The 25,806-nt window shown below is 63.5% G+C and carries 20 protein-coding genes; 4 read left to right on the top strand and 16 right to left on the bottom strand.

The genetic code is table 11. From position 1 onward, the window contains the following. Window positions 1-78 precede the first annotated feature (78 nt). The 11 genes from JJC00_RS16405 to xylB all read right to left on the bottom strand — a co-directional run bounded on the left by JJC00_RS16405 (window position 79) and on the right by xylB (window position 11,208). On the bottom strand, window positions 79-1,287 hold the full coding sequence (locus JJC00_RS16405) for an MFS transporter (protein ID WP_200473555.1): 1,209 nt from the start codon (window positions 1,285-1,287) through the stop codon (window positions 79-81). 183 nt (window positions 1,288-1,470) lie between these two features. Next, window positions 1,471-1,641, bottom strand: coding sequence for a hypothetical protein (locus JJC00_RS16400; protein WP_200473554.1), 171 nt, complete (start codon window positions 1,639-1,641; stop codon window positions 1,471-1,473). A gap of 42 nt (window positions 1,642-1,683) precedes the next feature. Beyond that, window positions 1,684-1,887 (bottom strand): hypothetical protein, encoded by a 204-nt coding sequence (locus JJC00_RS16395; protein WP_200473553.1) that lies wholly within the window; start codon window positions 1,885-1,887, stop codon window positions 1,684-1,686. Between the two features lie 10 nt (window positions 1,888-1,897). Further along, complete coding sequence (locus JJC00_RS16390) at window positions 1,898-3,232, bottom strand: PQQ-dependent sugar dehydrogenase (RefSeq protein WP_200473552.1); 1,335 nt, start codon at window positions 3,230-3,232, stop codon at window positions 1,898-1,900. Further along, window positions 3,229-3,681: a DUF2231 domain-containing protein gene (locus JJC00_RS16385; RefSeq protein ID WP_200473551.1), complete on the bottom strand. Its 453-nt coding sequence runs from the start codon at window positions 3,679-3,681 to the stop codon at window positions 3,229-3,231. The genes JJC00_RS16390 and JJC00_RS16385 overlap by 4 nt, the downstream gene beginning before the upstream one ends. A gap of 66 nt (window positions 3,682-3,747) precedes the next feature. Next, window positions 3,748-4,704: a GDP-L-fucose synthase gene (gene fcl / locus JJC00_RS16380; protein ID WP_283816819.1), complete on the bottom strand. Its 957-nt coding sequence runs from the start codon at window positions 4,702-4,704 to the stop codon at window positions 3,748-3,750. Next, complete coding sequence (gmd, locus tag JJC00_RS16375; protein WP_200473550.1) at window positions 4,685-5,755, bottom strand: GDP-mannose 4,6-dehydratase; 1,071 nt, start codon at window positions 5,753-5,755, stop codon at window positions 4,685-4,687. Before gmd ends, fcl begins: the two co-directional genes overlap by 20 nt. Window positions 5,756-5,925: 170 nt before the next feature. Next, window positions 5,926-6,873 (bottom strand): ABC transporter substrate-binding protein, encoded by a 948-nt coding sequence (locus JJC00_RS16370; RefSeq protein WP_200473549.1) that lies wholly within the window; start codon window positions 6,871-6,873, stop codon window positions 5,926-5,928. Window positions 6,874-7,079: 206 nt separating this feature from the next. Then, window positions 7,080-8,120, bottom strand: a complete 1,041-nt coding sequence (locus JJC00_RS16365; RefSeq protein ID WP_200473548.1) for an ABC transporter permease subunit — start codon at window positions 8,118-8,120, stop codon at window positions 7,080-7,082. Then, window positions 8,113-9,636 (bottom strand): sugar ABC transporter ATP-binding protein, encoded by a 1,524-nt coding sequence (locus tag JJC00_RS16360; RefSeq protein WP_200473547.1) that lies wholly within the window; start codon window positions 9,634-9,636, stop codon window positions 8,113-8,115. The genes JJC00_RS16365 and JJC00_RS16360 overlap by 8 nt, the downstream gene beginning before the upstream one ends. Window positions 9,637-9,762: 126 nt before the next feature. Beyond that, a complete protein-coding gene (gene xylB / locus JJC00_RS16355) occupies window positions 9,763-11,208 on the bottom strand; it encodes a xylulokinase (RefSeq protein WP_200473546.1) in 1,446 nt (481 codons plus the stop codon). Window positions 11,209-11,448: 240 nt separating this feature from the next. On the opposite strand from xylB, the gene JJC00_RS16350 reads away from it, so the two are divergent. Then, window positions 11,449-13,824 (top strand): glucose/quinate/shikimate family membrane-bound PQQ-dependent dehydrogenase, encoded by a 2,376-nt coding sequence (locus JJC00_RS16350; protein WP_200473545.1) that lies wholly within the window; start codon window positions 11,449-11,451, stop codon window positions 13,822-13,824. Between the two features lie 138 nt (window positions 13,825-13,962). Here JJC00_RS16350 and JJC00_RS16345 read toward each other — a convergent pair whose 3' ends face one another. Beyond that, complete coding sequence (locus JJC00_RS16345; RefSeq protein ID WP_200473544.1) at window positions 13,963-16,749, bottom strand: UPF0182 family membrane protein; 2,787 nt, start codon at window positions 16,747-16,749, stop codon at window positions 13,963-13,965. Window positions 16,750-17,230: 481 nt separating this feature from the next. Between JJC00_RS16345 and JJC00_RS16340 the strand changes: the two genes are divergently transcribed. Further along, window positions 17,231-18,025 (top strand): pentapeptide repeat-containing protein, encoded by a 795-nt coding sequence (locus JJC00_RS16340; protein ID WP_200473543.1) that lies wholly within the window; start codon window positions 17,231-17,233, stop codon window positions 18,023-18,025. A gap of 174 nt (window positions 18,026-18,199) precedes the next feature. Here the strand turns inward: JJC00_RS16340 and JJC00_RS16335 are convergent, their stop codons facing one another. The 4 genes from JJC00_RS16335 to JJC00_RS16320 form a co-directional block, all read right to left on the bottom strand. Continuing rightward, complete coding sequence (locus JJC00_RS16335) at window positions 18,200-19,399, bottom strand: IS256 family transposase (RefSeq protein WP_200470730.1); 1,200 nt, start codon at window positions 19,397-19,399, stop codon at window positions 18,200-18,202. A 960-nt stretch (window positions 19,400-20,359) separates the two neighbouring features. Continuing rightward, on the bottom strand, window positions 20,360-21,181 hold the full coding sequence (locus JJC00_RS16330; protein WP_200473542.1) for an ATP-binding cassette domain-containing protein: 822 nt from the start codon (window positions 21,179-21,181) through the stop codon (window positions 20,360-20,362). Further along, window positions 21,157-22,239: an ABC transporter permease gene (locus JJC00_RS16325; RefSeq protein WP_200473541.1), complete on the bottom strand. Its 1,083-nt coding sequence runs from the start codon at window positions 22,237-22,239 to the stop codon at window positions 21,157-21,159. Before JJC00_RS16325 ends, JJC00_RS16330 begins: the two co-directional genes overlap by 25 nt. 80 nt (window positions 22,240-22,319) lie before the next feature. Next, window positions 22,320-23,345 carry a sugar ABC transporter substrate-binding protein gene (locus JJC00_RS16320; protein ID WP_200473540.1) on the bottom strand — a complete coding sequence of 342 codons (1,026 nt, stop codon included), beginning with the start codon at window positions 23,343-23,345 and terminating at the stop codon, window positions 22,320-22,322. Window positions 23,346-23,616: 271 nt separating this feature from the next. Between JJC00_RS16320 and JJC00_RS16315 the strand changes: the two genes are divergently transcribed. Next, the gene (locus JJC00_RS16315) at window positions 23,617-24,822 is read left to right on the top strand and encodes an ROK family transcriptional regulator (RefSeq protein ID WP_246774233.1); all 1,206 of its coding nucleotides are present in this window, start codon (window positions 23,617-23,619) and stop codon (window positions 24,820-24,822) included. A 3-nt stretch (window positions 24,823-24,825) separates the two neighbouring features. After that, window positions 24,826-25,776 carry a carbohydrate kinase family protein gene (locus JJC00_RS16310; protein ID WP_200473538.1) on the top strand — a complete coding sequence of 317 codons (951 nt, stop codon included), beginning with the start codon at window positions 24,826-24,828 and terminating at the stop codon, window positions 25,774-25,776. Window positions 25,777-25,806: the final 30 nt, after the last annotated feature.

Genomic DNA, 25,806 nt, shown 5'->3' with positions numbered 1-25,806 from the left:
GCGCTGCGGGCATACGGCCATCCCCCGCCCCGCAGCAGAGGTAGCCCGTGACGCAGAATTCCGCGCCGTGAATATTGCTCAGGTCGCGGCTGCTGCCGTAGCCAATCGCGGGCGTCGGCGGCCCAGCAGAATCAGGATCAGCACCGTCGCGCAGGAAAAGGCCAGGGTGAGCCCAAGCGCACCGCGGCTGCCGAACTGGGTGAGCAGGCCAGCCAGCAGTGGCGGCGAGATCGCGGAGGCCAGATTGAGCGGCAGCGCGATCATCGACATCGCCTTGGCGAATTCGGCCTGGTCGTAGAACACGAGCGGGATCGTCGCCCGTGCCACCGCCATCGCACCGCTGCCGGCGCCATAGAGCAGGATGAAGGTCGCGACCGCCCAGGTCGCCCCCTCGCTCAGCATCAGCAGCACCATGGCAACGGGAAGCGCGGTGCCGGCGACGAGCCCCGTGGTAATGCCGTCCCATCGGCCGCCGCCGAGGAAGTCGAGGCCGCGGGCGCTGACCTGGATCACGCCCAGCATCGAGCCGAATGCAAGCGCCTGCGCCGGTGCGAGGCCCTCAGCCCGCAGCAGCTCGATCAGGATGGCACTGATGCCGAAATTGACGAAGGCGTTCATCGTGATCACGCAAACGACGAGACCGAAGGTGCTTCTTGCAATCGCGGGCGGCGGCGCGGCCTTGACGGCCTCGCCACCATCGTCCGTCGCAATTTTCCGGCGCGGCGCGAGAAATGCGTAGAGCGGAAGGTTGATGGCGAGCATCATCGCAGCATAGACGAGACAGGTCCCGCGCCAGCCGAGCCAGGCGCTGAGGAACGACGTGGTCGGCCAGAAGATGCTGCTGGAGAGACCCGTCACCAGCATCAGCCCGCCGATGGCATTCTTGGCGCCCCGTCCGGCGACCTCGTTCAGCATGATATAGGCGCCGGTCGACAACGTGGCGCTGCCGCCCATGCCGAGAATGACCCAGCCGGCGAAATAGAGCATCGGCTCGCGCGCGAAGAACAGGACGATGTAGCCCGGCACGGAGACAATAGTGCCCGCCATCATCACCTTGCGCGCACCGTGCCGCGCAAAGGCCTTGGCGAGCCAAGGCGCGCACAGGCCCATGGTGACATAGAGAACCGAGCTGCCCGCAAACACCGCCGGCAGGCTCAGGCCGAGGTCGGCCCCGAGGTCGCGACCGACCACGGCCGGAAGCCCGATCGTACCCCATCCAATGAGTTGGGTGATTGCCAGCACCAGCAGGACCCCTATGAGCCTGCTGTCAGATTTCAAGAACCGCATTCCAGTCGTCGCCTGCCCGGCAGGCGCCGATCACGCCTGTGACGCCTGTCTTACCCGGAGACTCAGCGCACGGGAACGCCGGCCGCCGAATGGCAATACGGCGCCAGCCGCAGAGCAGCGCGCGGCTCGGCACTTCGCAACACGGGTAGTCGGTCGTCTGATCGTGTTAGCGGCGGATCGGCGTCACGCGGTGTGACCGGGATCAACGTGCTTCGGCGTCTTTTTCTCGCGCTGCGGCGTCATCTTGGCGGGATCCGGCGCATTCGGCACGCCGCGTGGACCGAGCTCATCGCGCTGGATGTCATCTTCGGAGCGGGATGGCTCGACGCCGTTCGGCTCACGGGGCTTGGTCATGGCGGTCCTCCTCCTGCCGAATTCTGTTCCGCAGCCCGAGCGCTAAATGCCGAGCGCGTTATCCCCGGCTTCGCGGCCCGGCACACTGACATGAACTTCGTGTCCCTCGCGAAGAGCCAGGGACGCGGCCGCGACCGCCGACTCGAATGCTGCTTCCTTGGTGGCGTATCTGCTTTTGACGTCACCGTCATGCAGCACGCCCCATTGGTCCTCGACCGGCACGATCGCGTATTGGGCAAGGCCCATCATCCCTCTCCTATCGTTGCGTGACCTGCGGATGCGCGGCTGTCACCCGCCACACCGTGTTGCCGCTGTCGTCGGCGACCAGCAGCGCGCCTGATTTGTCGATGGCAACGCCGACGGGACGGCCGCGCGCCTGATTGTCGCTATTGAGGAAGCCGGTGACGACGTCCTGCGCCGGCCCGCTCGGCTTGCCCTCCGTGAACGGTACGTACACGACCTTGTAGCCGTTCAGCACCTGCCGGTTCCAGCTGCCGTGCTCACCGACGAAGGCGCCGCTGCGATAGGCCTCCGGCATACTGCTGCCGCTAGAGAAAGCGAGACCGAGCCGAGCGACGTGCGAGCTCAGCGCATAATCGGGCACGATCGCCTTGGCGACGAGGTCCGGCCGCTGCGGCTTGACGCGGGGATCGACGTGCTGGCCGTAATAGCTGTAGGGCCAGCCGTAGAAGGCTCCGTCCTTCACCGAGGTCATGTAATCAGGCACAAGATCGGGCCCGAGCTCGTCGCGCTCGTTCACCACCGTCCACAGCGCGCCTGTCTGCGGCTCGAAGCTGAGCCCGTTGGGATTGCGCAGGCCGCTCGCAAAGATCCGCCAGCGGCCGCTGGCGCGATCGACCTCGAGGATATCGGCGCGATTGTGCTCGGCCTCCATGCCGTTCTCGGTGATGTTGCTGTTGGAGCCGACACCCACATAGAGCTTTGAACCATCCGGACTTGCAACGAGGCTCTTGGTCCAGTGGTGGTCGATCGGGCCGCCCGGCAGCGGCGTCAGCACCGTGCCCGGTGCCGTGATCCTGGTATCGCCGTCGGTGTAGGGATATTTCACGATCGCGTCAGTGTTAGCGACATACAGATCGTTGCCGACCAGCGCGACGCCGAACGGCGAGTTGAGGTGATCGAGGAAGACGTTTTGCCTATCCGGCACGCCGTCGCCATTGGTATCGCGCAACAGCGTGATGCGATTGCTCTCGCCGGTGTCGCCGCCGGAGGTCGCCCAGGATTCGATGAAGCCCATCACGATTTCCTTGGGCCGCTTGATCGCGGCGGCCTTCGGCGCCTTGGATTCCACCACCAGCACGTCGCCATTGGGCAGAACATAGAGGAAGCGCGGATGCTGCAGGCCGGTCGCGAACGCCTTGGCCTGCAGGCCCTCGGCAACGGTCGGCGTCTCGTCCTTCTTCCAGCCGACGATCCGCGCGATGTGTACCGGCGGCAGCAGATATTGCTGGATATCGGGCAACTTCGGATTGGCGCCGATTTGCGCGCTGGGATCACCGCTACCATCGTTGCAGCCGGCGAGACTGAGGAGCGAAGTGCACAGCAAGGCGCGTGCAGGCAGAGACATCATCGCGCAACTCCTACACCGTGGCGGTACACCATGGCCCAGCCGAGCCAGCCGGTCACCGGCAGGATCAGCACGGTAAGCACCGACAGAATGAGACCGAGCGGCCACACCGAGGTCCAGGCATCACGCGTGTGAATGAGCGCATTGCAGATCGCCAGGATCATCGCCACGGCGTTGCCGATCAGATGCGGCCAGGCCGGCGCCTGCGCGCGCACCAGGCGATTGCCGAGGAAATCGGTTAGCCCTGCAATTGCGGCCAGCACGCCGAAGATGACGCCGACCAGCAGAAGCCAGGCAGAGAAATTCGCCCACATCATCTCGGCCGAGACCAGATAGGCGATGTCGGTCAGCAACGCCCCGACGAAGCACGCGATGGGGATCGGCACCAGCATCGGATGAATGGGATGGCCCGCGATTTGCGCTGTCGAGCGCACGCGCACGATGTCCTGCACGGTCGGCCTCGTGTGACGTTTTGCCCGCCCCGATCGGCCAACTCGTTCTGAAAACGATGGTTCCTACTATTGTGCGGGGACAACCAAGCCGGCGAGGTACGCGTCGTAGGACCGCTTCAAGCCATCGTGAAGCGACATTGTCGCGCGCCAGCCGAGCTGTTCGAGGCGGCCGATATCGAGCAGCTTGCGCGGGGTGCCGTCGGGGCGCGAGGTGTCGAAACTGATCTCGCCGCGATAGCCGACGATGTCGGCGACGACACGGGCGAACTCGGCGATGGCGATGTCCTCGCCGGCGCCGATGTTGATCAGCTCCGCGCTCGAATAGGTCTTCATCAGGTGCACGCAGGCATCCGCCATGTCGTCGACATAGAGGAACTCGCGCCGCGGCGTGCCGGTGCCCCAGACCACGACGCTCTTCGCGCCCGAGACCTTTGCCTCGTGAAAGCGGCGGATCAGCGCGGCGACGACGTGGCTCAGCTCGGGGTGATAATTGTCGCCGGGGCCGTAGAGGTTGGTCGGCATCACGCTGATGAAGTCAGAGCCATACTGGCTGCGATAGGCCTCCGCCATCTTGATGCCCGCGATCTTGGCAATGGCGTAAGGCTCGTTGGTCGGCTCCAGCGGGCCGGTCAGAACGGTGTCCTCGCGCAAGGGCTGCGGTGCGAGCTTCGGATAGATGCAGGACGAGCCGAGGAACATCAGCTTCTCGGCGCGGTTCACATGCGCGGCGTGGATCACGTTCGCCGCGATCGCGATGTTGTCGTAGATGAACTCGGCGCGTAGCGTGTTGTTGGCGACGATGCCGCCGACTTTTGCCGCAGCGAGGAAGATCACCTGTGGCCGCACCTTCGCGAACCAGTCGAACACGGCGGCCTGGTTGCAGAGATCGACCTCGCGCCGGTCCACCGTGACAAGCTTCACGTTCTCGCGCGCCAGCCGGCGCAGCAGCGCCGTACCGACCATGCCGCGATGGCCGGCGACGTAGACGCTCTTGCCCTTCAGCTCAAACGGTGCGCTTGCCATTTGCGATGTCCCGTTTGGCCTCGGCCAGATCGCTCGCCATCATCTCCTCGACCAGCTGCGCAAAGGTCCGCTTCGGCTTCCAGCCGAGCACCTCGCGAGCCTTGCTGGCGTCGCCGATGAGGAGATCGACCTCGGTCGGGCGGAAATAGGTCGGATCGATCTTCACCACCGTCTTGCCGCTTTTGGCATCGACGCCGGTCTCCTCGACGCCTGCGCCGCGCCATGCGAGGCGACGGCCGACCTGCGCAAAGGACAGCTCGACCATCTCGCGCACCGAATGCGTCTCGCCGGTGGCGAGCACGAAATCGTCGGGCTTGTCGGCCTGCAGGATCATGTGCATGCCCTCGATGTAATCCCTGGCGTGGCCCCAGTCGCGCTTGGCCTCGAGATTGCCGAGATAGAGCGTCTCCTCGAGCCCGACTTCGATGCGCGCCACGCCGCGCGTGATCTTGCGGGTCACGAAGGTCTCGCCGCGGATCGGGCTCTCATGATTGAACAGGATGCCGTTCGAAGCAAACATGCCGTAGGCTTCGCGGTAGTTCACCGTAATCCAGTAGCCGTAGAGCTTTGCGACGCCGTAAGGCGAGCGCGGATAGAATGGTGTGGTCTCCTTCTGCGGGATCTCCTGCACGAGGCCGTAGAGCTCGGAGGTCGAGGCCTGGTAGAACCGCGTCTCCTTCTCCATGCCGAGGATGCGGACCGCTTCCAGCAGCCGCAGCACGCCGATACCATCGGCATTGGCGGTGTATTCCGGACTCTCGAAGCTGACAGCGACGTGGCTCTGGGCGGCAAGATTGTAGATCTCGGTCGGCCGGATCTGCTGCACCAGGCGGATCAGATTGGTCGAATCCGTCATGTCGCCGTAATGCATCAGGAACGGCACGTCGCCGACATGCGGGTCCTGATAGAGATGGTCGACGCGCGCGGTGTTGAACGAGGACGAGCGCCGCTTGATGCCGTGCACGACATAGCCGAGCGACAGCAGATGTTCGGCGAGATAAGCGCCGTCCTGGCCGGTCACACCGGTGATGAGAGCGACCCGCTGGCTCATAATGTAGACTTGCTCCCGATGACACCCCGACAGGCGCGATTGACGCCACCGTCGAAAACTCTCCCTTCTTTGACATATCGGTCGCCGCGGTCAACCTTACAGGTGCGCCCGGGCGGGAATCCCGGGCGTTCCTGTCGAATTAGGCCGCAGCCGGCAAAGACTGTGGGACTTTACTGCGAACGGTCCGAGGTCCAGCCCTTGTAATCCTTGATATTATCGCGGGTCACGAGCTTCGACGGCAGCAGCTCGACGGTCGAGGCCGGCTTCTGCCCGTTGAGAATGCCGACGCCGACCTGCACGGCTCGCCGTGCCATGAAGAATGGGTCCTGCGACGCTGACGCCTGGATCTGCGGGGACGCGGGATCCTTCAGCGAGGCCTCGATATCCGGCGCGCCGTCGACGGCGGTGATGATAATGCCGCTGCGATTCTGCTGGCGCGCCGCAAGGTCGGTGCCGATCGCCTGCGGGTCGTTGATGGCGAAGATGGCGTCGATCTTGGGAAAGCGCGTCAGATAGCCCTGCGCGACGGTGAGGCCGCCCTCACGCGACCCCTTGCCATCCTGGTCGCCGGACAGCACCTTGATCCCCGCATTCTTCGCGAAGACGTTCTTGCAGCCGGTGACGCGGTCGATGACCGCGGAGACCTGCGGCCCATTCTCGATGACGACGTCGCCTTTGCCGCCCAGCTTGTCGACGATGTACTGGCAGGAAATCTCGCCGGCCTGGACGTTGTTCGTGGTCACCGTGGCATCGGCGCCTTCGGCCGCGGTGTCGACCGCGACGACAACGATACCCGCCGCCTGCGCCTTCTTGATCGCCGGCCCGATCGCCTTGGGATCGCCGGGGTTCAACAGGATCAGGTCGACGCCGGCGGCGATGAAATTGTCGATCTGGGTGACCTGTTTGCCGAGGTCGTATTCGAAACCGACGGTGGTGATCTTCACATTGGGATTGGTCTTCTTGGCCTCGAACTCGGCGCCCTTCGACAGCGCGACGAAGAACGGATTGCCCATCGACCCCAGCGAGACGCCGATCGACTTGAGCTCCTTGGCGAAGGTTGGCGCGGTGGTCAGGGCGAGCGCCATCGCGGCGCCGGCAAGCGTGGTCTTCTTCAACATAGGTTTCCTCCCTGGTCGGTCCTTAATCCGGCACGGCAGACCAGTTGCCGCAACGGAATTTCGCATCACGCAGCGCGCATTCAGGTGCGCGCGAAGCCTTCAGGTTCTGGCGGACCCTTTTCAGGTTCTGGCAGAGCCTTTTTCACGTTCTGGCAGAGCCTTTTTCACGTTCTGGCGGAGCCTTTTCACGTTCTGGCGGAGCCTTTTCACGTTCTGGCGGAGCCTTGCAGCCGATAGCGGTCCAGCGCCACGGCGCCGATGATCACCAGACCCTTGATCACATATTGCCAGATGTCGGAGACGCCTGTGAGGATCAGGCCGTTCGAGAGCACGGCGATGATCAGCGCGCCGACCAGCGTCCCCCAGATCGAGCCGATGCCACCGACGAAGGACGTGCCGCCGAGAATGACTGCAGTGATGGCGTCGAGCTCGTAGCTTTGCCCGAGTTGCAGACCATTGGCCGCGTAGAGCCGCGCCGCCTGCATGGCGCCGCCCAACCCGGCCAACAATCCCGACGCGCCATAAACGAAGATCAGGACGGCCCAGACCTTGATGCCGGCAAGCCGCGCCGCGCTCTCGTTGCCGCCCACCGCATAGATATGCACGCCGAGCACGGTCCGGCGCAGCACCAGCCACGAGATCAGGATGACGAGCAGAGCGATCACCGAGAGCCAAGGGATCGACGCCACGCCGGGCACAAGCGTCAGCGATCCGTTGCCGATGAAGGCGTAGGGAATGGATGGATTGAACACCGTGGTGTCAGCGCCGAGCAACCGCGCCAGACCGCGCACGGCGGTGAGCGACCCCAGCGTGACAATGAAGGGCGGCAGGCGCAACAGCGCAATCAGCGCACCGTTGACGACGCCGAAGCCGAGCCCGGTAAGGACGGCGGCCGGCAGCCACAGCGCCCCGAGCTCGGGCAATTTCGACATCGTCAGGCCGGCCATCGCGGACGCCGCCAGGATCGAGCCGACCGAGAGATCGATGCCGCCGGTGAGGATGACGAAGGTCATGCCCGCGGCGAGCACGGTGTTGACGGCGGCCTGCTGCAGGACGATGCCGAGATTCTGTCCGGTGAAGAAACGGCCGTCCGACAGATAATGAAAGCCGGCGCATAGCAGCAGCAGCACCGGCAGCATGCCGGCCGCGCGGATCAGCAGCCGGATGCGCTGGCGCTTGGTTTCCTGGGCGGCGGCAAGTCCGTTTGCCGTGGCGACCTTCACCTGTGTCGATCCGTTGTCAGGCATCGAGATGCTCCGTCCCCGTGGCGAGGGCCATGATGTCTTCCTGGGTTAATGGCGCCGTCTCGGTTCGCCTGACCTCGCCCGCGACATGTCCCGACCGCATCACGATGACCCGGTCGCAGATGCCGATGATTTCAGGGAGGTCGGACGAGATGACGAGGATCGCGGTACCGGCCTTGGCAAGATTGTCGATGATCGAATAAATCTCGGACTTGGCGCCGACGTCAACGCCGCGCGTCGGCTCGTCGAGGATCAGCACCTTTGGCGCGATGGCGAGAAGCCGCGACAGCAACACCTTCTGCTGGTTGCCGCCGGAGAGGCCACCGGCGGGCACGCCGACATTGGCGGCGCGGATGCTGAGCCCTACAAACGCCCTGTCGGCGCGCTCGCGCGCCTTGTCGCGATCGAGGAAACAGCCGAGCTTGGCATCGCGCCCGAGCACGGCGAGATTGATATTGTCCAGGCACGACATGTCCAGAAATAGGCCAAGCGCCTTCCGGTCCTCGGTCAGATAGGCGATACCGGCCTCGAGCGCTTCGCCGGGCGTGCGGATATCGATTGGCTGGCCCTCAAGCTCGAGACGGCCCGAAATTCTCGACACCGCGCCGATGATGAGATGCGCAAGCTCGGTGCGGCCGGCGCCGATCAGGCCGGCAAGCCCCACCACCTCGCCCGCATGCACGGTGAGCGAGCAGCCCTTGACGCGCAGCCCGTCGGCCATGTCAATAGCGCTGAGCACGGGGTGCCCCTTCCCGGCCTCGGGATCATGATCCTTCTTGTAGAAGGAGGAAACGTCGCGCCCGACCATCATGCGAACGATGGCGTCGGCGCGGATGTCCTGCTTGTCGAGCGAGCCGACCAGGCGGCCGTCGCGCAGCACGGTGACGCGGTCACCGAGCGCATAGACCTCGTCCATGCGGTGCGAGATGTAGATGATGGCAAGTCCCTCGGCACGGAGCTGACGGATCAGCGCAAACAGCCGCTCGCTCTCGCCGGCTGACAGCGCGGTGGTCGGCTCGTCCATGATCAGGATTTTCGAGCGCGCGTGCAGCGCACGCGCGATCTCGACGAGCTGGCGCTGGCCCATGGAGAGATGCGCGACCAATGTCGACGGCAGGAAGTCCGCCCCCAGCCGCTCCAGGATCGGGCCGACGCCCTCGCGCATGGCGCCACGTGCCAGCAAACCTGAACGCGAGATCTCGCGGCCGAGATAAATATTCTCCGCAACGCTCAAATTGGGGGCCAAAGACAGTTCCTGATAGATGATCGAGATGCCCGCGGCACGGCCGCCAAGCGGGCCTTCAATGCGCACCGGCTTGCCCTCGATGCGGATCTCGCCGCCGGGATCGGGCCGGTAGGCACCTGACAGGATCTTCATCAGGGTCGATTTGCCGGCACCATTCTCGCCCATCAAGGCATGAATCTCGCCGGCATAGACCGTCAGATCAACCGCTCGCAGCGCCTTGATGCCGAAGAAGGATTTTGAAACTCCCCGCATCTCGAGGATCGGATCGTTCATCGTGCCTCCCGGCGCACAATGCATTTGCTGTCCGCATCTCGTTTTCTAGGCGCGGTTCGCCATTAAACAAAAGGCCGTCGCACAGGGCAACAGCGAACAGGCAGAAATGCGCAACCAAAGCGACCGCTAGTGGCGCGGCCGATACAATTTGTGCCAGGCGGGGAGCCGTTCGGCATAGGATTCGACCAGCGCGCGATCGGGTTCGAAGGTTTCGACGCGCTGCGGGGGCGTGCAGACGGCCGCGATTGCCTCGCCCGTGACAGCAAGCCGCCCCAATCTCGCCGCACCGAACGCCGCTCCGGTTTCACCGTCGGCAAAGCGATGGATCGGAACATTCAGAATATTGGCCAGCACCGACAGCCAGAACCGGGACCGCGATCCGCCGCCGATGACATCGGCTTCGGTCACCGCAATGCCGGCATCGGCAAGTGCGTCCCGGCAATCGGCGAGCGCAAAGGCGACGCCCTCGAGCACGGCCTGCACGATCGCCGAACGGTCGGTGCCGTGACTCAAGCCATCGAGCATGCCGCGCACGACGGGGTCGTCATGCGGTGTCCGCTCGCCGGCGAGATAAGGCAGGAAGCTCACGGGAGACGGCGCCCGCGGGCGCGCGCCCAGCGGTGCCAGCAGCTCGGTCTCAGTGACGCCGAACAGCCGCGCGGCCCAGGCCAGACACGAGGCCGCCGACAGGATCGCGCCGGCCTGAATCCACATTCCAGGGATTGCATGGCAGAAGGTGTGGACCACGCGGTCCGGATTGGCGGCCATGTGGCTGGTCGGCGCCAGCACGGCGCCCGAGGTTCCCAGCGAGATGAACGCGGTTCCGGGCCTGATCGCGCCGATGCCGATGGCACCCGCCGGATTGTCGCCGGCGCCGCCCGCGATCATCGGGCACCTCGCCATGCCCCAGCGCTGCGCCAGTTCGCTGCGCAATGTCGCTGCGGGCGCGCACCCCTCGACCAGGCGCGGCATGTACGCGCGCGACAGGCCGGTCGCGGCCAGCGCCGCATCCGACCAGTCCCGCCGCGCCGCGTCGAGCCACAACGATCCCGACGCGTCCGAGACGTCCTCGACCGCCTCGCCTGACAGCACCAGCCGCAGATAGGCCTTCGGCATCAGGACGCGTGTCGTCGCCGCAAAAATCTCGGGCTCGTGTGCGGCGATCCAGAGCAGCTTGGGCGCGGTGAATCCGGGCATCGCCTTATTGCCCGTGATCGCACGCAAGGCGGGCCAGCGCTGCTCGAGGATGCGACACTCCGCGGCGGAGCGTCCGTCGTTCCAGAGAATGCAAGGCCGCAATGGCTTGTCGCTCGCATCAAGCAGCGTGGCGCCATGCATCTGGCCGGACAGCCCGATGCCTTCGACCGCTGCCAGCTCGTTTCCGTGTGATGCCTTCAAGGCGTCGAGCGTGGCAAAGGTCGCCTCGATCCATTGCGCGGGATGCTGCTCGAAATAGCCCGGCTGCGGCGAGGCAATCGTCAGGGCCCGGCTCTCGCTCGCAATCACGCGCTGCGCGCCGTCGACGAGAACGGTCTTGACCGCTGAGGTGCCGAGATCGATGCCGAGATACATGACAATATGGTTCCCGAGGTTTAGCGGCGACTGCGAACACGACGCCAGGCATTACGTTCCCATTTAAAAGAACTTTGCTTCCGCAGCCTAGTGCATCGCGACTTTGCGCGCAGATGTTACATGAATGCAGCAGTTGGCGATTGCCAGTTCTGGTTGATTGGACCACAGTCCTTGAAAGTGGGGGTCGTCTGTTGCGCTTGCGCGGCACAGGCGCGATCCGTTTTCCGCGCCGGAGCAGCCATGCAGCGATCCAGGGCAGTCTTTATCACGGGTCTCGTCTACGCTCTAATCGGTCTGGTGCTCGCGGGCGGCGGCCTCTGGCTCGCCGCATTGGGTGGGTCGATCTTCTATGTTGTTCTCGGTGTCGGCGTTCTCGCCACCGGTGCGTTGTTGCTGGCGCAGCGCCGTTCGGCGCTGTGGCTGTTTGCGATCGCGCTGGTCGGCACACTGGCGTGGGCGGTCTCGGAGGTGCAATTCGACTGGTGGCCGCTCGCATCGCGCGGCGACATCGTCTTCCCCATGGCGCTCTGGCTTCTCACGCCGGTGATCGTCCGCGGTCTGCTGCGAGACGAGCCGGCGTCCTACCGAAGCGCGACGCTGCCACTCTGGATCGGCGTAGCCGCTTCTTCCGTCGTACTCATCATCGCGCTTCTGTCGAGCTATCACGACATCAACGGCTCGATCGTCGCGCAAGCTTCTGCCGTGCCGCAAAGCGAAGCCGATCCTCAGCCTGAGGCCGATTGGCGCGCGTATGGACGCACGCAATTCGGACAGCGCTATTCGCCGCTGAAGCAGATCACGCCTGACAATGCCGCCAAGCTTCAGGTCGCCTGGACCTTCCGCACCGGCGACGTGCCGACGCCAGAGGATTCCGGCGAGACCACCTTCGAGGTCACGCCGATCAAGGTGCGCGACACGCTCTATCTCTGCTCACAGCACCAGGTACTGTTTGCGCTCGATGCCAAGTCCGGCAAGGAACGTTGGCGATACGATCCCAAGCTGGTGTTCAACAAGACGTTCCAGCACATGACCTGCCGCGGAGTCTCCTACCACGAGACCGCCGCGGGCGCGGTCGACAGCAGTGGCAGTCCCGCGCCCGCGGAATGCCCCCGCCGGATCTTCCTGCCCGTCAATGACGGGCGCATGATCGCGCTCGATGCCGACAGCGGCAAGCTCTGCGATGGTTTTGGCGATCATGGCAGCCTCGACCTCCAGCAAGGCATGGGGATCAAGACGGCGGGCTTCTTCGAGCCGACGTCACCGCCGGTTGTCAGCGACAAGATTCTCGTCGTCGCCGCCGCGGTGATCGACAATTACGCAGTCGAAGTGCCTTCGGGCGTGATCCGCGGCTTCGACGTCTACACCGGCAAGCTGGTTTGGGCCTGGGACTCCGGCGCGGCGGACGAGAATGAGTTGCCGTCGCCGACGCGGCACTACACCAACGGTTCGCCGAATTCGTGGATCGCAGCCTCGTTCGATCCGAAATTGAACCTCGTCTACATCCCGACAGGCAATAACGGACCCGACATCTGGGGCGGCAATCGCAACGCGCTGGTCGAGCGCTATTCCAGCTCGATCGTTGCGCTCGACGTCAACACCGGCAAGCGCGCCTGGTCGTACCAGACGGTGCATCACGACCTCTGGGACATGGACGTGCCCTCACAGCCGAGCCTGGTCGATGTGACCACGGCCAAGGGCGTCGTTCCCGCGATCATCCAGCCGACCAAGGTCGGCAACATTTTTGTGCTCGATCGCAGAACCGGCGAGCTGATCGTTCCGGCGCCGGAGCGCACCGTCCCGCAAGGCGCCGCACCCGGCGACCGCGCCGCGCCGACGCAGCCGTTCTCCGAGCTGACATTCCGCCCCGAGGCGAAACTGACCGGCGCGGACATGTGGGGCGGCACGATCTTCGACCAGCTGCTGTGCCGGATCATGTTCCACCGGCTGCGTTACGAAGGCACGTTCACACCGCCATCACTGCAGGGCACGCTCGTCTTTCCGGGCAATCTCGGCATGTTCGAATGGGGCGGCATCGCGGTCGATCCGGTGAGACAGATCGCCATCGCCAACCCGATGTCGTTGCCATTTGCCTCAAGGCTCATTCCGCGCGGTCCGCAGAATCCTCCGGCGCCGACGACCGAAAAGCCGGTCGGCAGCGAGGTCGGAACGCAGCCGATGTACGGCACGCCGTTCGGGGTGGAGATCCAAAGCTTCCTCTCGCCCCTCTCGGTGCCGTGCTACCGGCCGCCATGGGGCTCGATGGCCGCAATCGATCTGAAGACGATGAAGATCGTCTGGCAGCATCCGAACGGCACGATCCGGGACACCACGCCGCTGCCGCTGCCTTTCAAGATGGGCGTGCCGATGCTGGGTGGGCCGATCACGACTGCCGGCGGGGTCGCATTCTACACCGGCACCTATGAGTACACGATCCGGGCTTACGACGTGCGCGACGGCAAGGTGCTCTGGGAAGACCGCTTGCCGGCCGGCGCCCAATCGACGCCGATGAGCTACGAGGTCGACGGCAAGCAATATGTCGTCACCGCGGCCGGCGGCCACGGCTCGTTCGGTACAAAACGCGGTGACTACGTCATCGCCTACGCCTTGAAGGACTGAACCCCGGCGGCACCGCCGCCAATCCGAACGCGTTGATGTCGGGCTGAAGACGGTCGCGAATATCTGAGATTGCGCGAAGCGCGTTCACCGCCCGCGTTTCGGACGATTGAGATCACTACAAACAGCGCGCACTGGGATTTAATGCCCGGCCGATTGCCGGCTCATTTTCTCCAAAAGATCACGCATCGCGTCGATCTCCTTGCCGAAGCCTCCCCAATCCCCAGACCTCAACAGCTCCATTGCCCGGTTGTAGCGATCGAGCGCCTCCTGCGCTCCACTTTCCGCAGGGCTTGCACGTGGCATTTCCGTTGCAGTACTCGGCGATGTCGGCGACGCGTTGGTTTCTATGAAAAGCGCGGACAGGGCCTCGGCAAGCGTCTCTTTCATCACGACATGCTCGCCATAGGCCGCGATCACGCGCTTGAGCTCCGGCAAATGTCCCTGCTCCGCTCGCAAATACAGCGGCGATATATAGAGGATCGAGTTCTCGATTGGGATCACAAGCAAATTCCCGCGGATCACCCGCGAGCCCATCTGGTTCCATAGCGATATTTGCTGGGAGATCTCGGTGTTCTGGTGAATACGCGCCTCAATCTGGAACGGTCCGTAGACCAGCTTTTCCTTCGGGAATTCGTAGACGATCAGCTTGCCATAGTCGGGTGCGTCGCAGCGGGCTGCGAGCCACGCGATCATGTTATCGCGGCGGCTCGGCACCATGGGGATCATGATAAAGAACTCAGCCTGCGCTTCTCCGGGCAGTCGCATGATGATGTAGTAAGGGACCATCGGAGCGGCGCCGCCGTCGCTGGTCGGCTGCCGCGGAAATTGCCAAAGATCCTCGCGGTTATAGAAAACGTCGGCAGCTTCCATGTGGTAGGTTTGGTAAAGCTGCGCCTGAATCAGGAAAAGGTCCTCGGGATAGCGAATGTGCTTTTGCAAATCCGGCGGCATGACCGCGAATGGCTTGAACAGTCCCGGAAAGATACGCTGGTAGGTGGCGGCGATCGGGTCCTCCGGATCGATCAGATAAAAATCAACCGTGCCGTTATAGGCGTCTATCACGATCTTCACCGAATTGCGGATGTAGTTGAGATTGAGGTCGGGCGCTGGCTGCGCCGACGGGAAATATTCGCTCGTCGTATAAGCGTCCTGCATCCAGAACATCCGTCCCTCGCTAATGACCAGATAAGGGTCATGATCGAGACTGAGGAACGGGGCGATCATGTGTACCCGTTCCCGGATGTTGCGCCGGATCATTATTCGGCTGTCGTCGGTGACGTAGTCCGAGAGAAGCAGGTTCACGTCGTTGAAGTGGTGGGCGAAGATCAATCTCCGCAGCATCCCTCGCAACGAGATGCCACCGGAGCCGCCATAAGCGGCGTAGACGTTTTCCTTCCCCTTCGGATAGTCGAATTCGGGTGTGGTTCCCTTGACGATGACGTACTCGCTTTTCTCCTGTCCATAATAGATGCGCGGCTCGCGGATTTCGGGACCCCCGTCCGCAACAGGAGGAATATCGCGCAGATAGAGCAGCGGAAGTCCCTCGCCGCTCTTTTGGGTTACCGGACTCATCACCGCACCATTGCCGTGGGTGAATAGAACGTGGAGGTTGACCCACGTCTGTGCATTGGGCGGCAGAAGCGAGGATTTGAGCTCGCGCGCCGAGAGCATCACGCTTTGGTAAGTACTGCCAAGCCAGTAGCGATCCACATCGAGATCGCGCAATTTATAGTAAGTGCGAATCTCCTGCAGTTGCGCGTAGGTATCCGACAATGGTTGCCAGTCCCACAATCTTATATTTTCAATCGTCGCCTTGTTGGCTTCGAGGGTCTTGAAGGTGAGGTTCTGTTCGGCGGGAAATGGCTTCGCCGCGATCCGATCGAGATTGTAAGCCTCCCGGGTAAGCTTGATGTTGCGTTCGATGTAGGGCCGCTCCCACTCCAATTCGTTCGGGCTGACGTAAAATCGCTGGAACAATCCGGGGATCACGCCGGATAGCAAGAAGGCGCCGCCGAACAGCAGCACGATCGCGGCAGCGGGAAGCCGGTAGGTGCGCACCCGCGCGTTCGCACATGCGGCGAATGCTGCGATGCTCGAAAGTCCGACCAGCAACCACAGGACGGGCAGTCCTACATGGATGTCGGTGTAGCCAGCGCCGACCACAACGCCATTGTTGCCGTACAACAGCAGGTAGCGGTCAAGAACGTAGGACAATGCCTTCACGGCAAAGAACAGGCCGAGGAGCGCCGAGCCGTGGGCAATCGCCGTTGGCGATATCGACTGTCGCTGGGCCTGGTATTCGATGGCGCCATGCAGCCAATAGATCAATCCGGCGAACAGCGCGCTCATGAACAGCGTGAGCATTGCCCAATTCTTGATGGCGATATAGCCGGGCAGCGAAAACAGATAGAATCCAATGTCCTTGTCGAAAAGCGGATCGTGGGCGCCATAGGGCATCTGATAGAGGAACTGCAGAATAACGCTCCAGTTGCCGACCTCTCCCCAGGCGACAAGCAGCGCGAGGAGTCCGGCGCTGCCGGCGATGGTGAGCGGCCACGGCAGCCGATCGCGTATGAATTCGAAGAGATCGGGCGGCGTCGCAGTGGCCGCGAGCTTCCAGTCGAAGCCGGGGGGAAGCCAGCCTCGCTGTCGTCGGACAAGAAAGAGTGCGAGCCGTGCGTTCGCCCACAAGATGACGGCAGTTGCCACGAAGACGACGGAAAAGACTCCGGCTTTCGCGCCGATCGTCGTCCAAAAAACCTGCGAATAACCGACCGCGGAGAACCACATCCAGTCGACCAGGAGGTCGCCGACGATCGCGAGAATGATCAGGCAAATTCCGGCGAAGATGCCAGTCACGATCAGTCCGACCACGGCGTTTCGCCCTGGCGACTTCCGTTCGGGCCCGGTAATCCCGATCGACATGTCTGGATTATAGCAGAAACGAGAAACGTACTGGCACCTGTCGCGGGCCTGGCACCTGTTTTTTTGCGTCTCCCTTCCCACATAAGGCCAGAGGCGCGCATCCCCATACGCGCGCCCGAATCGGGAGAGCGCGCCATGGGCAGTGATCTCACGACGCTGTGGCGCCTATGCGCCTTCACAAATGGTCGGAATGGCGCGCCAAGCCGGCGCGGCGGATGATGGCGACAGGAGCGCAGTCATGACCGATTTCGCCGGCCTTGAAGTCCGTTTCGGCGCAGGAAACTACGCTCGATTCAGGCCTAGCGGCCGCCAATGTTGGGCAGGCCTGCTCCGATCCAGTCTCGACGCCGGTCGACAGCCGGCCCGTGACGACCAAGACCGAGATCGCGCGGCGAACCAGCGACGATCGAGTCGCCGCGAGGAACGCCAGATAGGCGGCGCTCGCGCCGCGTAGCAAGGCATACTGTCGATGGAGTTGGCGATGAAACGAACGTTCGGAGTCGCTGCGCTGGGCCTCGCGCTTCTCGCCGCGACGGCGCAGGCGCAAGAAATGATGCGTGACGTCGACCTCTCGTCACCCGATATGGTCTCGGCGGAATTGACTCGCGCGGAGGTCGAGACCGCGCTTGCTGCAGCTACTGCTGCCGCGCCCGCCGATTTTACCAATAGGCGGCTGTCTGGCCTCGACCTGTCCGGGCTCGACCTGTCCGGCGCGATATTTCGCGCCGCACGGCTCAACAAGACGAAGCTTACCGGCGCAAAACTCGATCTCGCCGTCCTCGACCAAGCATGGCTGCTCGAAGCAGATCTCACCGGCGCAAGCCTGAAGGGCGCAAACCTGTTCGCCTCGCAGATGCTTCGCGCCCGGCTCGACGGCGCCGATCTCTCACAAGCACGGGTTGCGGCTGACCTGACTGGTGCGAGCCTTGTTGGAGCCTCGATCGCGGGCGCGAATCTGGGCGTCGACATGCGCAACCAGTCGATGGGCCTCATCCGCACAGTATTGAAATCTGCTAATCTGGAACGGCTTAACGCGCGCGGCGCCGACTTGTCCCGCGTTGACCTCGAATTCGCTTCGCTGAAGAATGCCGACCTGACCAACGCTTCTCTCAAGGGCGCCCAGCTCGGCGGCAGCGACCTGACTGGCGTCACCTTCATCGGTACCGATTTCGACGGTGCCGATCTTGCTTCGGCGAAGGTCAGCGCGCCGATCGGCCTCGACCAGGCCAAAAATTTCGACAGGGCCAAAAATCGCGACCGGCTGATAAGAGAGTGACGGCTCCAAGCGTTCGGTCACCACGAAACGATGGGCATGATGCGACAGAAAACACGTCAAAATAAGAATCTAGAGCCCCGTTCCGATTCCATCGGAGCGGAAATGGCGATCGTGTCCCAGGGAGTGGTGTAACTGGCGGTGGGACACCGCGCTCGCCGGCAAGGGCCGGACTGGTCAGCTGGCGATAGCCGGAAGGCTGACGGTTGGATCATCGCTCAACGGCGCGATGGTTTCCAGCGTCATGTAGCGGGCACGTTGGACGGCCCATTCATCGTTCTGCTCGAGCAGGATCGCACCGATGAGGCGGACGATGGCATCCTCGTTGGGGAAGATGCCGACCACCTCGGTGCGCCGCTTGATCTCGCCGTTGAGGCGCTCGATCGGGTTGGTCGAGTGCAGCTTGGTTCGATGCTGCGGCGGGAATGTCATGTAGGCCAGCACATCGGTCTCCGCTTCGTCGAGGAAGCCGGCCAGCTTGGGCAGCTTGGGGCGGAGTTGATCGGCGACCTTCCGCCATTGGGTTCGCGCGGCCTCGGCATCGTCCTGGGCGAACGCGGTGGCAATGAAGGCGGAGACGACGCGCCGCCCACTCTTGCCGGCATGCGCCAGCGCGTTGCGCATGAAGTGGACGCGGCAACGCTGCCAGGTGGCGTTGAGCACCTTGGCGACGGTGGCCTTGATGCCCTCGTGAGCGTCGGAGACGACCAGCTTGACGCCACGCAGGCCGCGGCGAGCAAGCTTGCGCAGGAATGCCGTCCAGAACGTCTCGGCTTCGGAGGGACCGATGTCCATGCCGAGCACTTCGCGGCGGCCGTCACTGTTGACGCCGACCGCGATAATCACCGCGACCGAGACGATGCGGCCATTTTGGCGCACCTTCACGTAGGTGGCGTCGATCCACAGATATGGCCAGTCGCCCTCGATCGGCCGGGCGAGGAAGGCCTTCACCTTGTCGTCGATCTCGCCGCACAGCCGGCTCACCTGGCTCTTCGAGATGCCGGTCATGCCCATGGCCTGCACGAGGTCGTCCACCGAGCGGGTCGAGACGCCCTGCACATAGGCTTCCTGCACCACGGCGGTCAGCGCCTTCTCGGCCATGCGGCGTGGCTCCAGGAAGCCCGGGAAGTAGGAGCCCTTGCGCAGCTTGGGAATACGCAGCTCAACTGCGCCGGCGCGGGTCTCCCAGATCCGGTCGCGGTAGCCGTTGCGCTGGGCCAGACGTTCGGGGTTCTTCTCGCCATAGCCCGCTCCGGTCTGGCCTTCGACTTCCAGCTCCATCAGCCGCTGGGCCGCAAAGCCGATCATCTCGCGCAACAGATCGGCATCAGGGGTCTTCTCCATGAGCGCGCGCAGGTTCATCATCTCGTCGGTCATCGGTGGTTCCTCGAATCAGGTTGGTGTCAGCAACCCGACCCTACCGACGAATCATCGATGACCACCGCAAAGCCGCCCGCCCGCTACGGCGCTATTTGACGGCGCGCGTGCGGGCGGCTTTGCTCTACCGAGCTACACCATCAATTGGGACACGACCGAAATGGCTCCAGGCTGGCGCTGCGCCGCCGCTGAGTCCAATCCCGTTTGCGAAAGAGACCCGGCCCTCGCCGCGCGGCAAACGCGGCTGGCAGGTGGCTGCTATCCGTGCTTGCAAAGCGAAAACGATGGAGCGGGTGAAGGGAATCGAACCCTCGTATTCAGCTTGGAAGTCTCCGAATTTCCGTAGTGTTTTCAAGACCCCTTCCGACATTTTTCAGCTTTCCGGGCGATTGAGATCACTACAGAATTTCTCCTTGTCGGAATGGCCTGGCGAGACTCATGAGCGATCAGGTCTATGGAAAATCCGTGACGTATGGGCGGCAACGCCTGTATCAGCAAAACGGCGCTTCCGCCCAATCCGGTCGCCCCACCACGAGCAGGAACAGGACGCGTTCCCAAAGCCATGCCCGATTGGTGTCGGATCTGTTGTTGCTCCGGCCATTGGCGTTCATTCGGCCCAACTAACGAACCAAGCGCGCGAAATCGTAGTTTGGCGCACAAAATCGCGCAAATGGCGGAGAGAGTGTCAGTCAACCCCCATTGAAAGACAAAACATTTTCGACCTTCCTGGACCAAAACCCACCGATTGAGCTACCGCCGGAAAACGGATTCCTCCTTCGACTGAAGGCTGTCGTCAACGGGCCTTCTGCCACGATCTGGGTGACGGTGATGAGTTGGATCAGAAAGTGCGGCGACTGATCTCAGCCCTGTTTGTGCATGCGCCGCCGAACGCTGAGAAGCTCGAGGTAGAGATCAGGGGGCGACTTGGGAAACTACGCAGCCGCCGGCCGCAAGAAGCTGTCAGGCCGCCATCTCGACCGGCAGCCGCGCTCCCGTCATGAAAGCGACCGCATCCGACATCGAATACGCCTTGGGATCGATCACGGTGAGCCGCCGTCCCAACCGGTGAATATGGATGCGGTCGGCAATCTCGAATACATGCGGCATGTTGTGGCTGATCAGAATGATCGCCACGCCACGCCGGCGCACATCCTGGATCAGTTCGAGCACCCGCCGCGACTCCTTGACCCCAAGCGCCGCGGTCGGCTCGTCCATGATGACCACGCGTGAGCCGAAAGCGGCTGCGCGGGCGACCGCCACGCCTTGTCGCTGCCCGCCCGACAGCGTCTCCACGCGCTGATTGATGTTCTGCACCGTCAGAAGACCGAGCTCGGTGAGTTTTTCGCGCGCGATACGCTGCATGGCGCTGCGATCCAGCATGCGGCAGATCGAGCCGAGCGGACCAGGCCGACGCAATTCGCGGCCGAGGAACATATTGTCTGCTATCGAGAGGCTCGGCGAGAGCGCGAGTGTTTGATACACGGTTTCAATGCCGGCAGCCTGCGCATCGAGCGGCGAGTAGAACGCAATCGGCCTGCCATCGAGCCTGATCTCGCCTTCGTCCGGCACCAAAGCCCCGGACAGCGCGCGGATCAGCGACGACTTACCGGCGCCGTTGTCGCCGATCACGGCGAGGATCTCACCGGGATAGAGATCGAGATCCGCATGGTCCAGCGCCGTGACGCGCCCATAGCGCTTGACGAGGCCGCGCGCCTGCAGCAGCGGCTCCACGGATTGGGATGTGTTGAGTTCGACAGTCATGCCGACACCTTCCGGATCCATTGGTCGAGGGCGACCGCGATGATAATCAGCCACCCGACGGTGAATTCCTGCCACAACACATCGACGCCGGACAAAGCGAGGCCGTTGCGGAACACGCCGACGATCAAAGCGCCGATCAAAGTCCCGACGATCGAGCCGCGACCGCCGAACAGGCTGGCGCCACCCACCACCACCGCGGTGATGCTGTCGAGATTGGCGGTCTGACCGGCCTGCGGGCTGATCGAGCCGATCCGCCCGATCAAGGTCCAGGCGCCGAGCGCGCAGATCGTTCCAGCCACGACATAGACGGTGAACAGGACGCGCCCGGTGCGGATGCCGGCGAGCCGTGCCGCATCCGGATCGTCACCGACGGCGTAGAGGTGACGTCCGAAGGCGGTGCGGTTGAGCACGAACCATACGAGGCTCAGCAGCGCCAGCAGGAAGAACGAGCCATAGGTGAAGCGTGCGCCGGCTATGTCTACGGGCATTCCCAGCCATTGCAGGAACGGCGCCGCCTTGCCGACATCCTGTGCGCGGATGGTTTCCGATGCCGAATACCAGAGATTGAGCGCGAAGAAGATCGACCAGGTGCCGAGCGTGACGATGAACGGCGGCAGCTTCAGCCGCGTCACCAGCATGCCGTTGACCGCACCGCAGCCTGCGCCCGTGGCGATGCCGGCCATCAGCGCGAGCGGTGCCGGCAGGCCGGTCGCGATGGCGAGTTTGCCCATCACCACCGAGCACAGCACCATGATCGCACCGACGGAAAGATCGATACCGGCGGTGATGACGATCAGCGTCTGGGCAATACCGATCACGCCGATGATCGTCACCTGCTGAATGATCAGCGATAGGTTGAACATCGACAGGAAGCGCGCGCCAACGATCAGGCTGAACGCCACAACGCCGAGCAGGAGCACGATAGCCGGCACGGCTGTGGGATTGGCGTGCAGGAAATGCTGGAGCTTCTGCAACGGAGACTTGGCGCGCACCTCGAATTCAGCGACGCGGGTGTCAGGCTTGGCGAGCGCGGCCTCAAAAGCCTGCACACCGGGATGGCTACTGCCGATATCGGTCATCCTTGGTCCCTCGCAGCGGGGAGACACCGACGCGCTTGTCGGCACCGGCGCTTCCCTCGTTTTTACCGCCGGCTTGAAGTTCAGCCCCAGCACTTCTTCAGGGCGACCGCACTGTCGATCGACGTCTCACCAGCGAGCGGCTTGTCGGTCACCAGTTCCACGCCGGTATTGAAGAAGGTGAGACCGGGAGACGGCTGGGGCTTACTGCCGTCTGTCGCGAATTTCTTGACCGCTTCGACGCCCTTGGCCGCCATCAGCAGCGGGAACTGCATCGAGGTTGCGCCGATCACGCCATCCTTCACGTTGCGTACGCCAGGGCAGCCGCCGTCGACGGATACAAGCACCACGTCCTTGTCTCGGCCGACCGAGCGCAGCGCCTCATAGGCACCGGCCGCCGCAGGCTCGTTGATGGTATAGACCACCGAGACACCGGGGTCCTTCTGCAGCAGGTTCTCCATCGCCTTGCGGCCACCTTCCTCGCTGCCGGCCGTGACGTCATGTCCGACGATGCGGGCATCCTTCTCGTCGCCGATCCTGGCAGGGTTGCCGATATCGATGCCGAAGCCCTTGAGGAAACCCTGATCGCGGGCGACGTCGACCGAGATCTGGTTCACATTGAGATCGAGCATGGCGATCTTGGCCGATGCCGCCTTCTCGCCGAGGGTCTTGGCGGCCCATTGGCCGATCAACTCGCCCGCCCGGAAGTTGTCAGTGGCAAAGGTCGCGTCCGCCGCATTCGGTGGATCGAGCGGCGTGTCGAGCGCAATCACCAGGAGGCCGGCTGCGCGCGCCTTCTCGATGGCCGGCACAATGGCGCGTGAATCGTTCGGCGTGATCAGAATGCCCTTGGCGCCGGCGGCAATCAGATTTTCCACGGCCGCGACCTGACCGTCATTGTCGCCATCCACCTTGCCGGCGAAAGAGCGCAGCTCGATATCATTGGCCTTTGCGGCCTCTTCGGCGCCCGCCTTCATCTTGACGAAGAACGGGTTGGTGTTGGTCTTGGTGATGAGACCGACGATTGGCTTGTCGGCGGCATTGGCGGCTTGAAAGCTCACAGCAAGCGCGAACGCAGACACGGCGAAAAGCCCGTATGCCTGACGCATGGTTTCCTCCTTGGAACTGTTGTGATCGGCGCGGTTCGACCGCAGGCCTTTTGTTTGAGTGATCTTATGAGACACGGACCGAGGTAACCTGTCAATAAATAAATCATCCCGATTTAATAATTGACACCGAGGAATCATTGGGCTCATTCTCGGTGCGGATTTCGCAAGCGGCGCTACGGACGCTACAGAGCTGTCGCGAAAACAAAACGAACAAGGTTTTTGGGAGCTGAGGATGGGAGAAGGAGCGCCGCTCCCGGAGACCGATCAACCCGTGGCAACGGTTTCCGCCGAGGGTCGAGGCACTACGCAGACGGGCGTGCGGCTCTACAACGAGCGTCTGATCCTGTCGCTCATCCGTCGACACAAAAAACTCGCCAAGGTCGAGATCGCGCGCCTCACCGGGCTCTCGATCCAGACCACGACCGTCATCATGAACCGGCTGGAAGCGGATGGGTTGCTGCTCGCGGGAGAGCCTCAGCGCGGCCGCATCGGTCAGCCGTCGGTGCCCTATTCGCTCAATCCTGACGGTGCGTTCGGGATTGGCTTGATGATCGGTCGGCGCAGCTCCAACCTTGCCCTGATGGATTTCACTGCTGGCATCCGCGCCAGACGTCGCACGATCTACGCGTTTCCTGCACCGCGCGACATTCTGGCGTTTGTCGAGCGCGAGATGCCGAACCTTCTCGCAGAGATACCGGACACACAACATGAACGTATCAGCGGCCTCGGCGTCGCCATGCCGTTCGAGTTGTGGAACTGGGAAACTGATCTCGAAACGCCAACGGGCGCACTCGGTGAATGGCGGGATTTCGACGTCGCCGCCGAATTGTCGCGCCATTTCGCACCATGGCCGGTGCGACTCTGCAATGACGCGACCTCGGCCTGCGCCGCCGAGCTGACATTCGGCGCCGGCAGCGCCTATCGCGACTTCGCCTATTTCTATGTCGGCACCTTCATTGGCGGCGGCATCGTGCTCAATGGCAGCCTGCTTCCCGGCCGCAGCGGCAACGCCGGCGCGCTTGGCTCGATGCCGGTGATGCGACGCGAGCAGAACGGCGCGGCCAGTCTCCAGCAACTCATTCGCACTGCCTCCATCTATCGCCTGGAACGACGGCTGATCGACGCAGGCCAACGCGGCACCGACATCTGGCTCTCGCCCGACGACTGGTCGAGCTTCAAGGAACCGCTGGACGCCTGGATCGCGGAAGCTGCCGAGGCCCTGGCGCAAGCCGTTGCTGCTGTGCTGGCCGTGATCGACTTCGAAGCAGTCGTCATCGACGGCGCCTTTCCCGCCGACGTGCGTCGGCGTCTTGTCGGGCGTGTCAACGAACGGCTCGCCGGCATCGACCGGCAGGGCCTGACCGAAGCCGCGGTCGTGGAGGGCTCGATCGGGCGCGATGCGCGAGCAATCGGCGGCGCGGCGCTGCCGCTGCTCGCCGCCTTCGCCCGCGACCACGATGTCCTTTTCAAGGATTGAAGCATGATCCTCGTGTGCGGCGAAGCCCTGATCGATCTCTTCGTTGGTCCGCCAGAGGACGCTGAAATGCCGGCTCGCGCTATTGCCGGCGGCTCTCCCTTCAACGTCGCCATTGGTCTTTCCCGGCTCGGCATACCAAGCGCCTTCCTCGGCGGTATCTCGCGCGACCGCTTCGGCACGCTGCTCGCCGATACGCTCGCCCGAGAGGGCGTCGACCATCGCTTCCTTGTACGCGCCGATCGGCTCTCGACCATCTCCGCTATCGCCACCGCCCGTGACGGCCAGCCGAGCTACACTTTTCATGGCGAGGGTGCGGCCGACCGCTCACTTGGACTCTCCGATCTGCCTGCCGTACTGCCCGAGGAGATCCAGGCTTTGACCTTCGGCTCCTACACGATGGTGGTCGAGCCGGTGGGCTCCGCCTTCGCGGCACTGGCCGAACGCGAGAAGTGCCGGCGTGTCATCAGTGTCGATCCCAATATGCGCCCGAACGTAATCGGCGACATGGCGCGCTGGAACACCGCGGCCGAGCGCTTCTACCGGACTGCGACGTTGATCAAGGCGAGCGACGAGGATGTGCGCATCGCATGGGGCGGCCGCGTCTCCATCGCCGAGGCCGCCGCCTATTGGCTCGGCTGCGGCGCCCGCCTGGTGGTGGTGACAGAGGGAATACGCGGAGCGACCGCTTTCTCCGCCGCGGGCAGCGTCTCGGTGCCCGCCCCCTCCGTCGTGGTGCGGGACACGGTCGGGGCCGGCGACTCCTTTCACGCAGCCGTGCTCGCACAACTCGCCAAGGCCGGCAAACTTCATCCTGATTCGATAGCGGCGCTCGACACGCAAGCGATCGGTGATCTGCTCGCCTATGCGACTGCGGTCGCCAGCATCACCGTCACCCGGCGTGGCGCAGACCTGCCGACCGCGGCCGATGTCGAAGCGAACCTGCTTCATGCCTAGCGTCCGAACTGGATTGAGATTGAGATTGAG

It is taken from the genome of Bradyrhizobium diazoefficiens (genome assembly GCF_016616885.1).
GTDB lineage: Bacteria > Pseudomonadota > Alphaproteobacteria > Rhizobiales > Xanthobacteraceae > Bradyrhizobium > Bradyrhizobium diazoefficiens_F.
Note: the sequence above shows the minus strand (reverse complement) of the source record. Positions and strands in the feature narration are given on the sequence as shown.

Coding starts and splice junctions, on each gene's coding strand:
- JJC00_RS16405 (WP_200473555.1), bottom strand. CDS start 1,287: ATGCGGTTCTTGAAATCTGACAGCAGGCTCATAGGGGTCCTGCTGGTG.
- JJC00_RS16400 (WP_200473554.1), bottom strand. CDS start 1,641: ATGACCAAGCCCCGTGAGCCGAACGGCGTCGAGCCATCCCGCTCCGAA.
- JJC00_RS16395 (WP_200473553.1), bottom strand. CDS start 1,887: ATGGGCCTTGCCCAATACGCGATCGTGCCGGTCGAGGACCAATGGGGC.
- JJC00_RS16390 (WP_200473552.1), bottom strand. CDS start 3,232: ATGATGTCTCTGCCTGCACGCGCCTTGCTGTGCACTTCGCTCCTCAGT.
- fcl (WP_283816819.1), bottom strand. CDS start 4,704: ATGGCAAGCGCACCGTTTGAGCTGAAGGGCAAGAGCGTCTACGTCGCC.
- gmd (WP_200473550.1), bottom strand. CDS start 5,755: ATGAGCCAGCGGGTCGCTCTCATCACCGGTGTGACCGGCCAGGACGGC.
- JJC00_RS16370 (WP_200473549.1), bottom strand. CDS start 6,873: ATGTTGAAGAAGACCACGCTTGCCGGCGCCGCGATGGCGCTCGCCCTG.
- JJC00_RS16365 (WP_200473548.1), bottom strand. CDS start 8,120: ATGCCTGACAACGGATCGACACAGGTGAAGGTCGCCACGGCAAACGGA.
- JJC00_RS16360 (WP_200473547.1), bottom strand. CDS start 9,636: ATGAACGATCCGATCCTCGAGATGCGGGGAGTTTCAAAATCCTTCTTC.
- xylB (WP_200473546.1), bottom strand. CDS start 11,208: ATGTATCTCGGCATCGATCTCGGCACCTCAGCGGTCAAGACCGTTCTC.
- JJC00_RS16350 (WP_200473545.1), top strand. CDS start 11,449: ATGCAGCGATCCAGGGCAGTCTTTATCACGGGTCTCGTCTACGCTCTA.
- JJC00_RS16345 (WP_200473544.1), bottom strand. CDS start 16,749: ATGTCGATCGGGATTACCGGGCCCGAACGGAAGTCGCCAGGGCGAAAC.
- JJC00_RS16340 (WP_200473543.1), top strand. CDS start 17,231: ATGAAACGAACGTTCGGAGTCGCTGCGCTGGGCCTCGCGCTTCTCGCC.
- JJC00_RS16335 (WP_200470730.1), bottom strand. CDS start 19,399: ATGACCGACGAGATGATGAACCTGCGCGCGCTCATGGAGAAGACCCCT.
- JJC00_RS16330 (WP_200473542.1), bottom strand. CDS start 21,181: ATGGATCCGGAAGGTGTCGGCATGACTGTCGAACTCAACACATCCCAA.
- JJC00_RS16325 (WP_200473541.1), bottom strand. CDS start 22,239: ATGACCGATATCGGCAGTAGCCATCCCGGTGTGCAGGCTTTTGAGGCC.
- JJC00_RS16320 (WP_200473540.1), bottom strand. CDS start 23,345: ATGCGTCAGGCATACGGGCTTTTCGCCGTGTCTGCGTTCGCGCTTGCT.
- JJC00_RS16310 (WP_200473538.1), top strand. CDS start 24,826: ATGATCCTCGTGTGCGGCGAAGCCCTGATCGATCTCTTCGTTGGTCCG.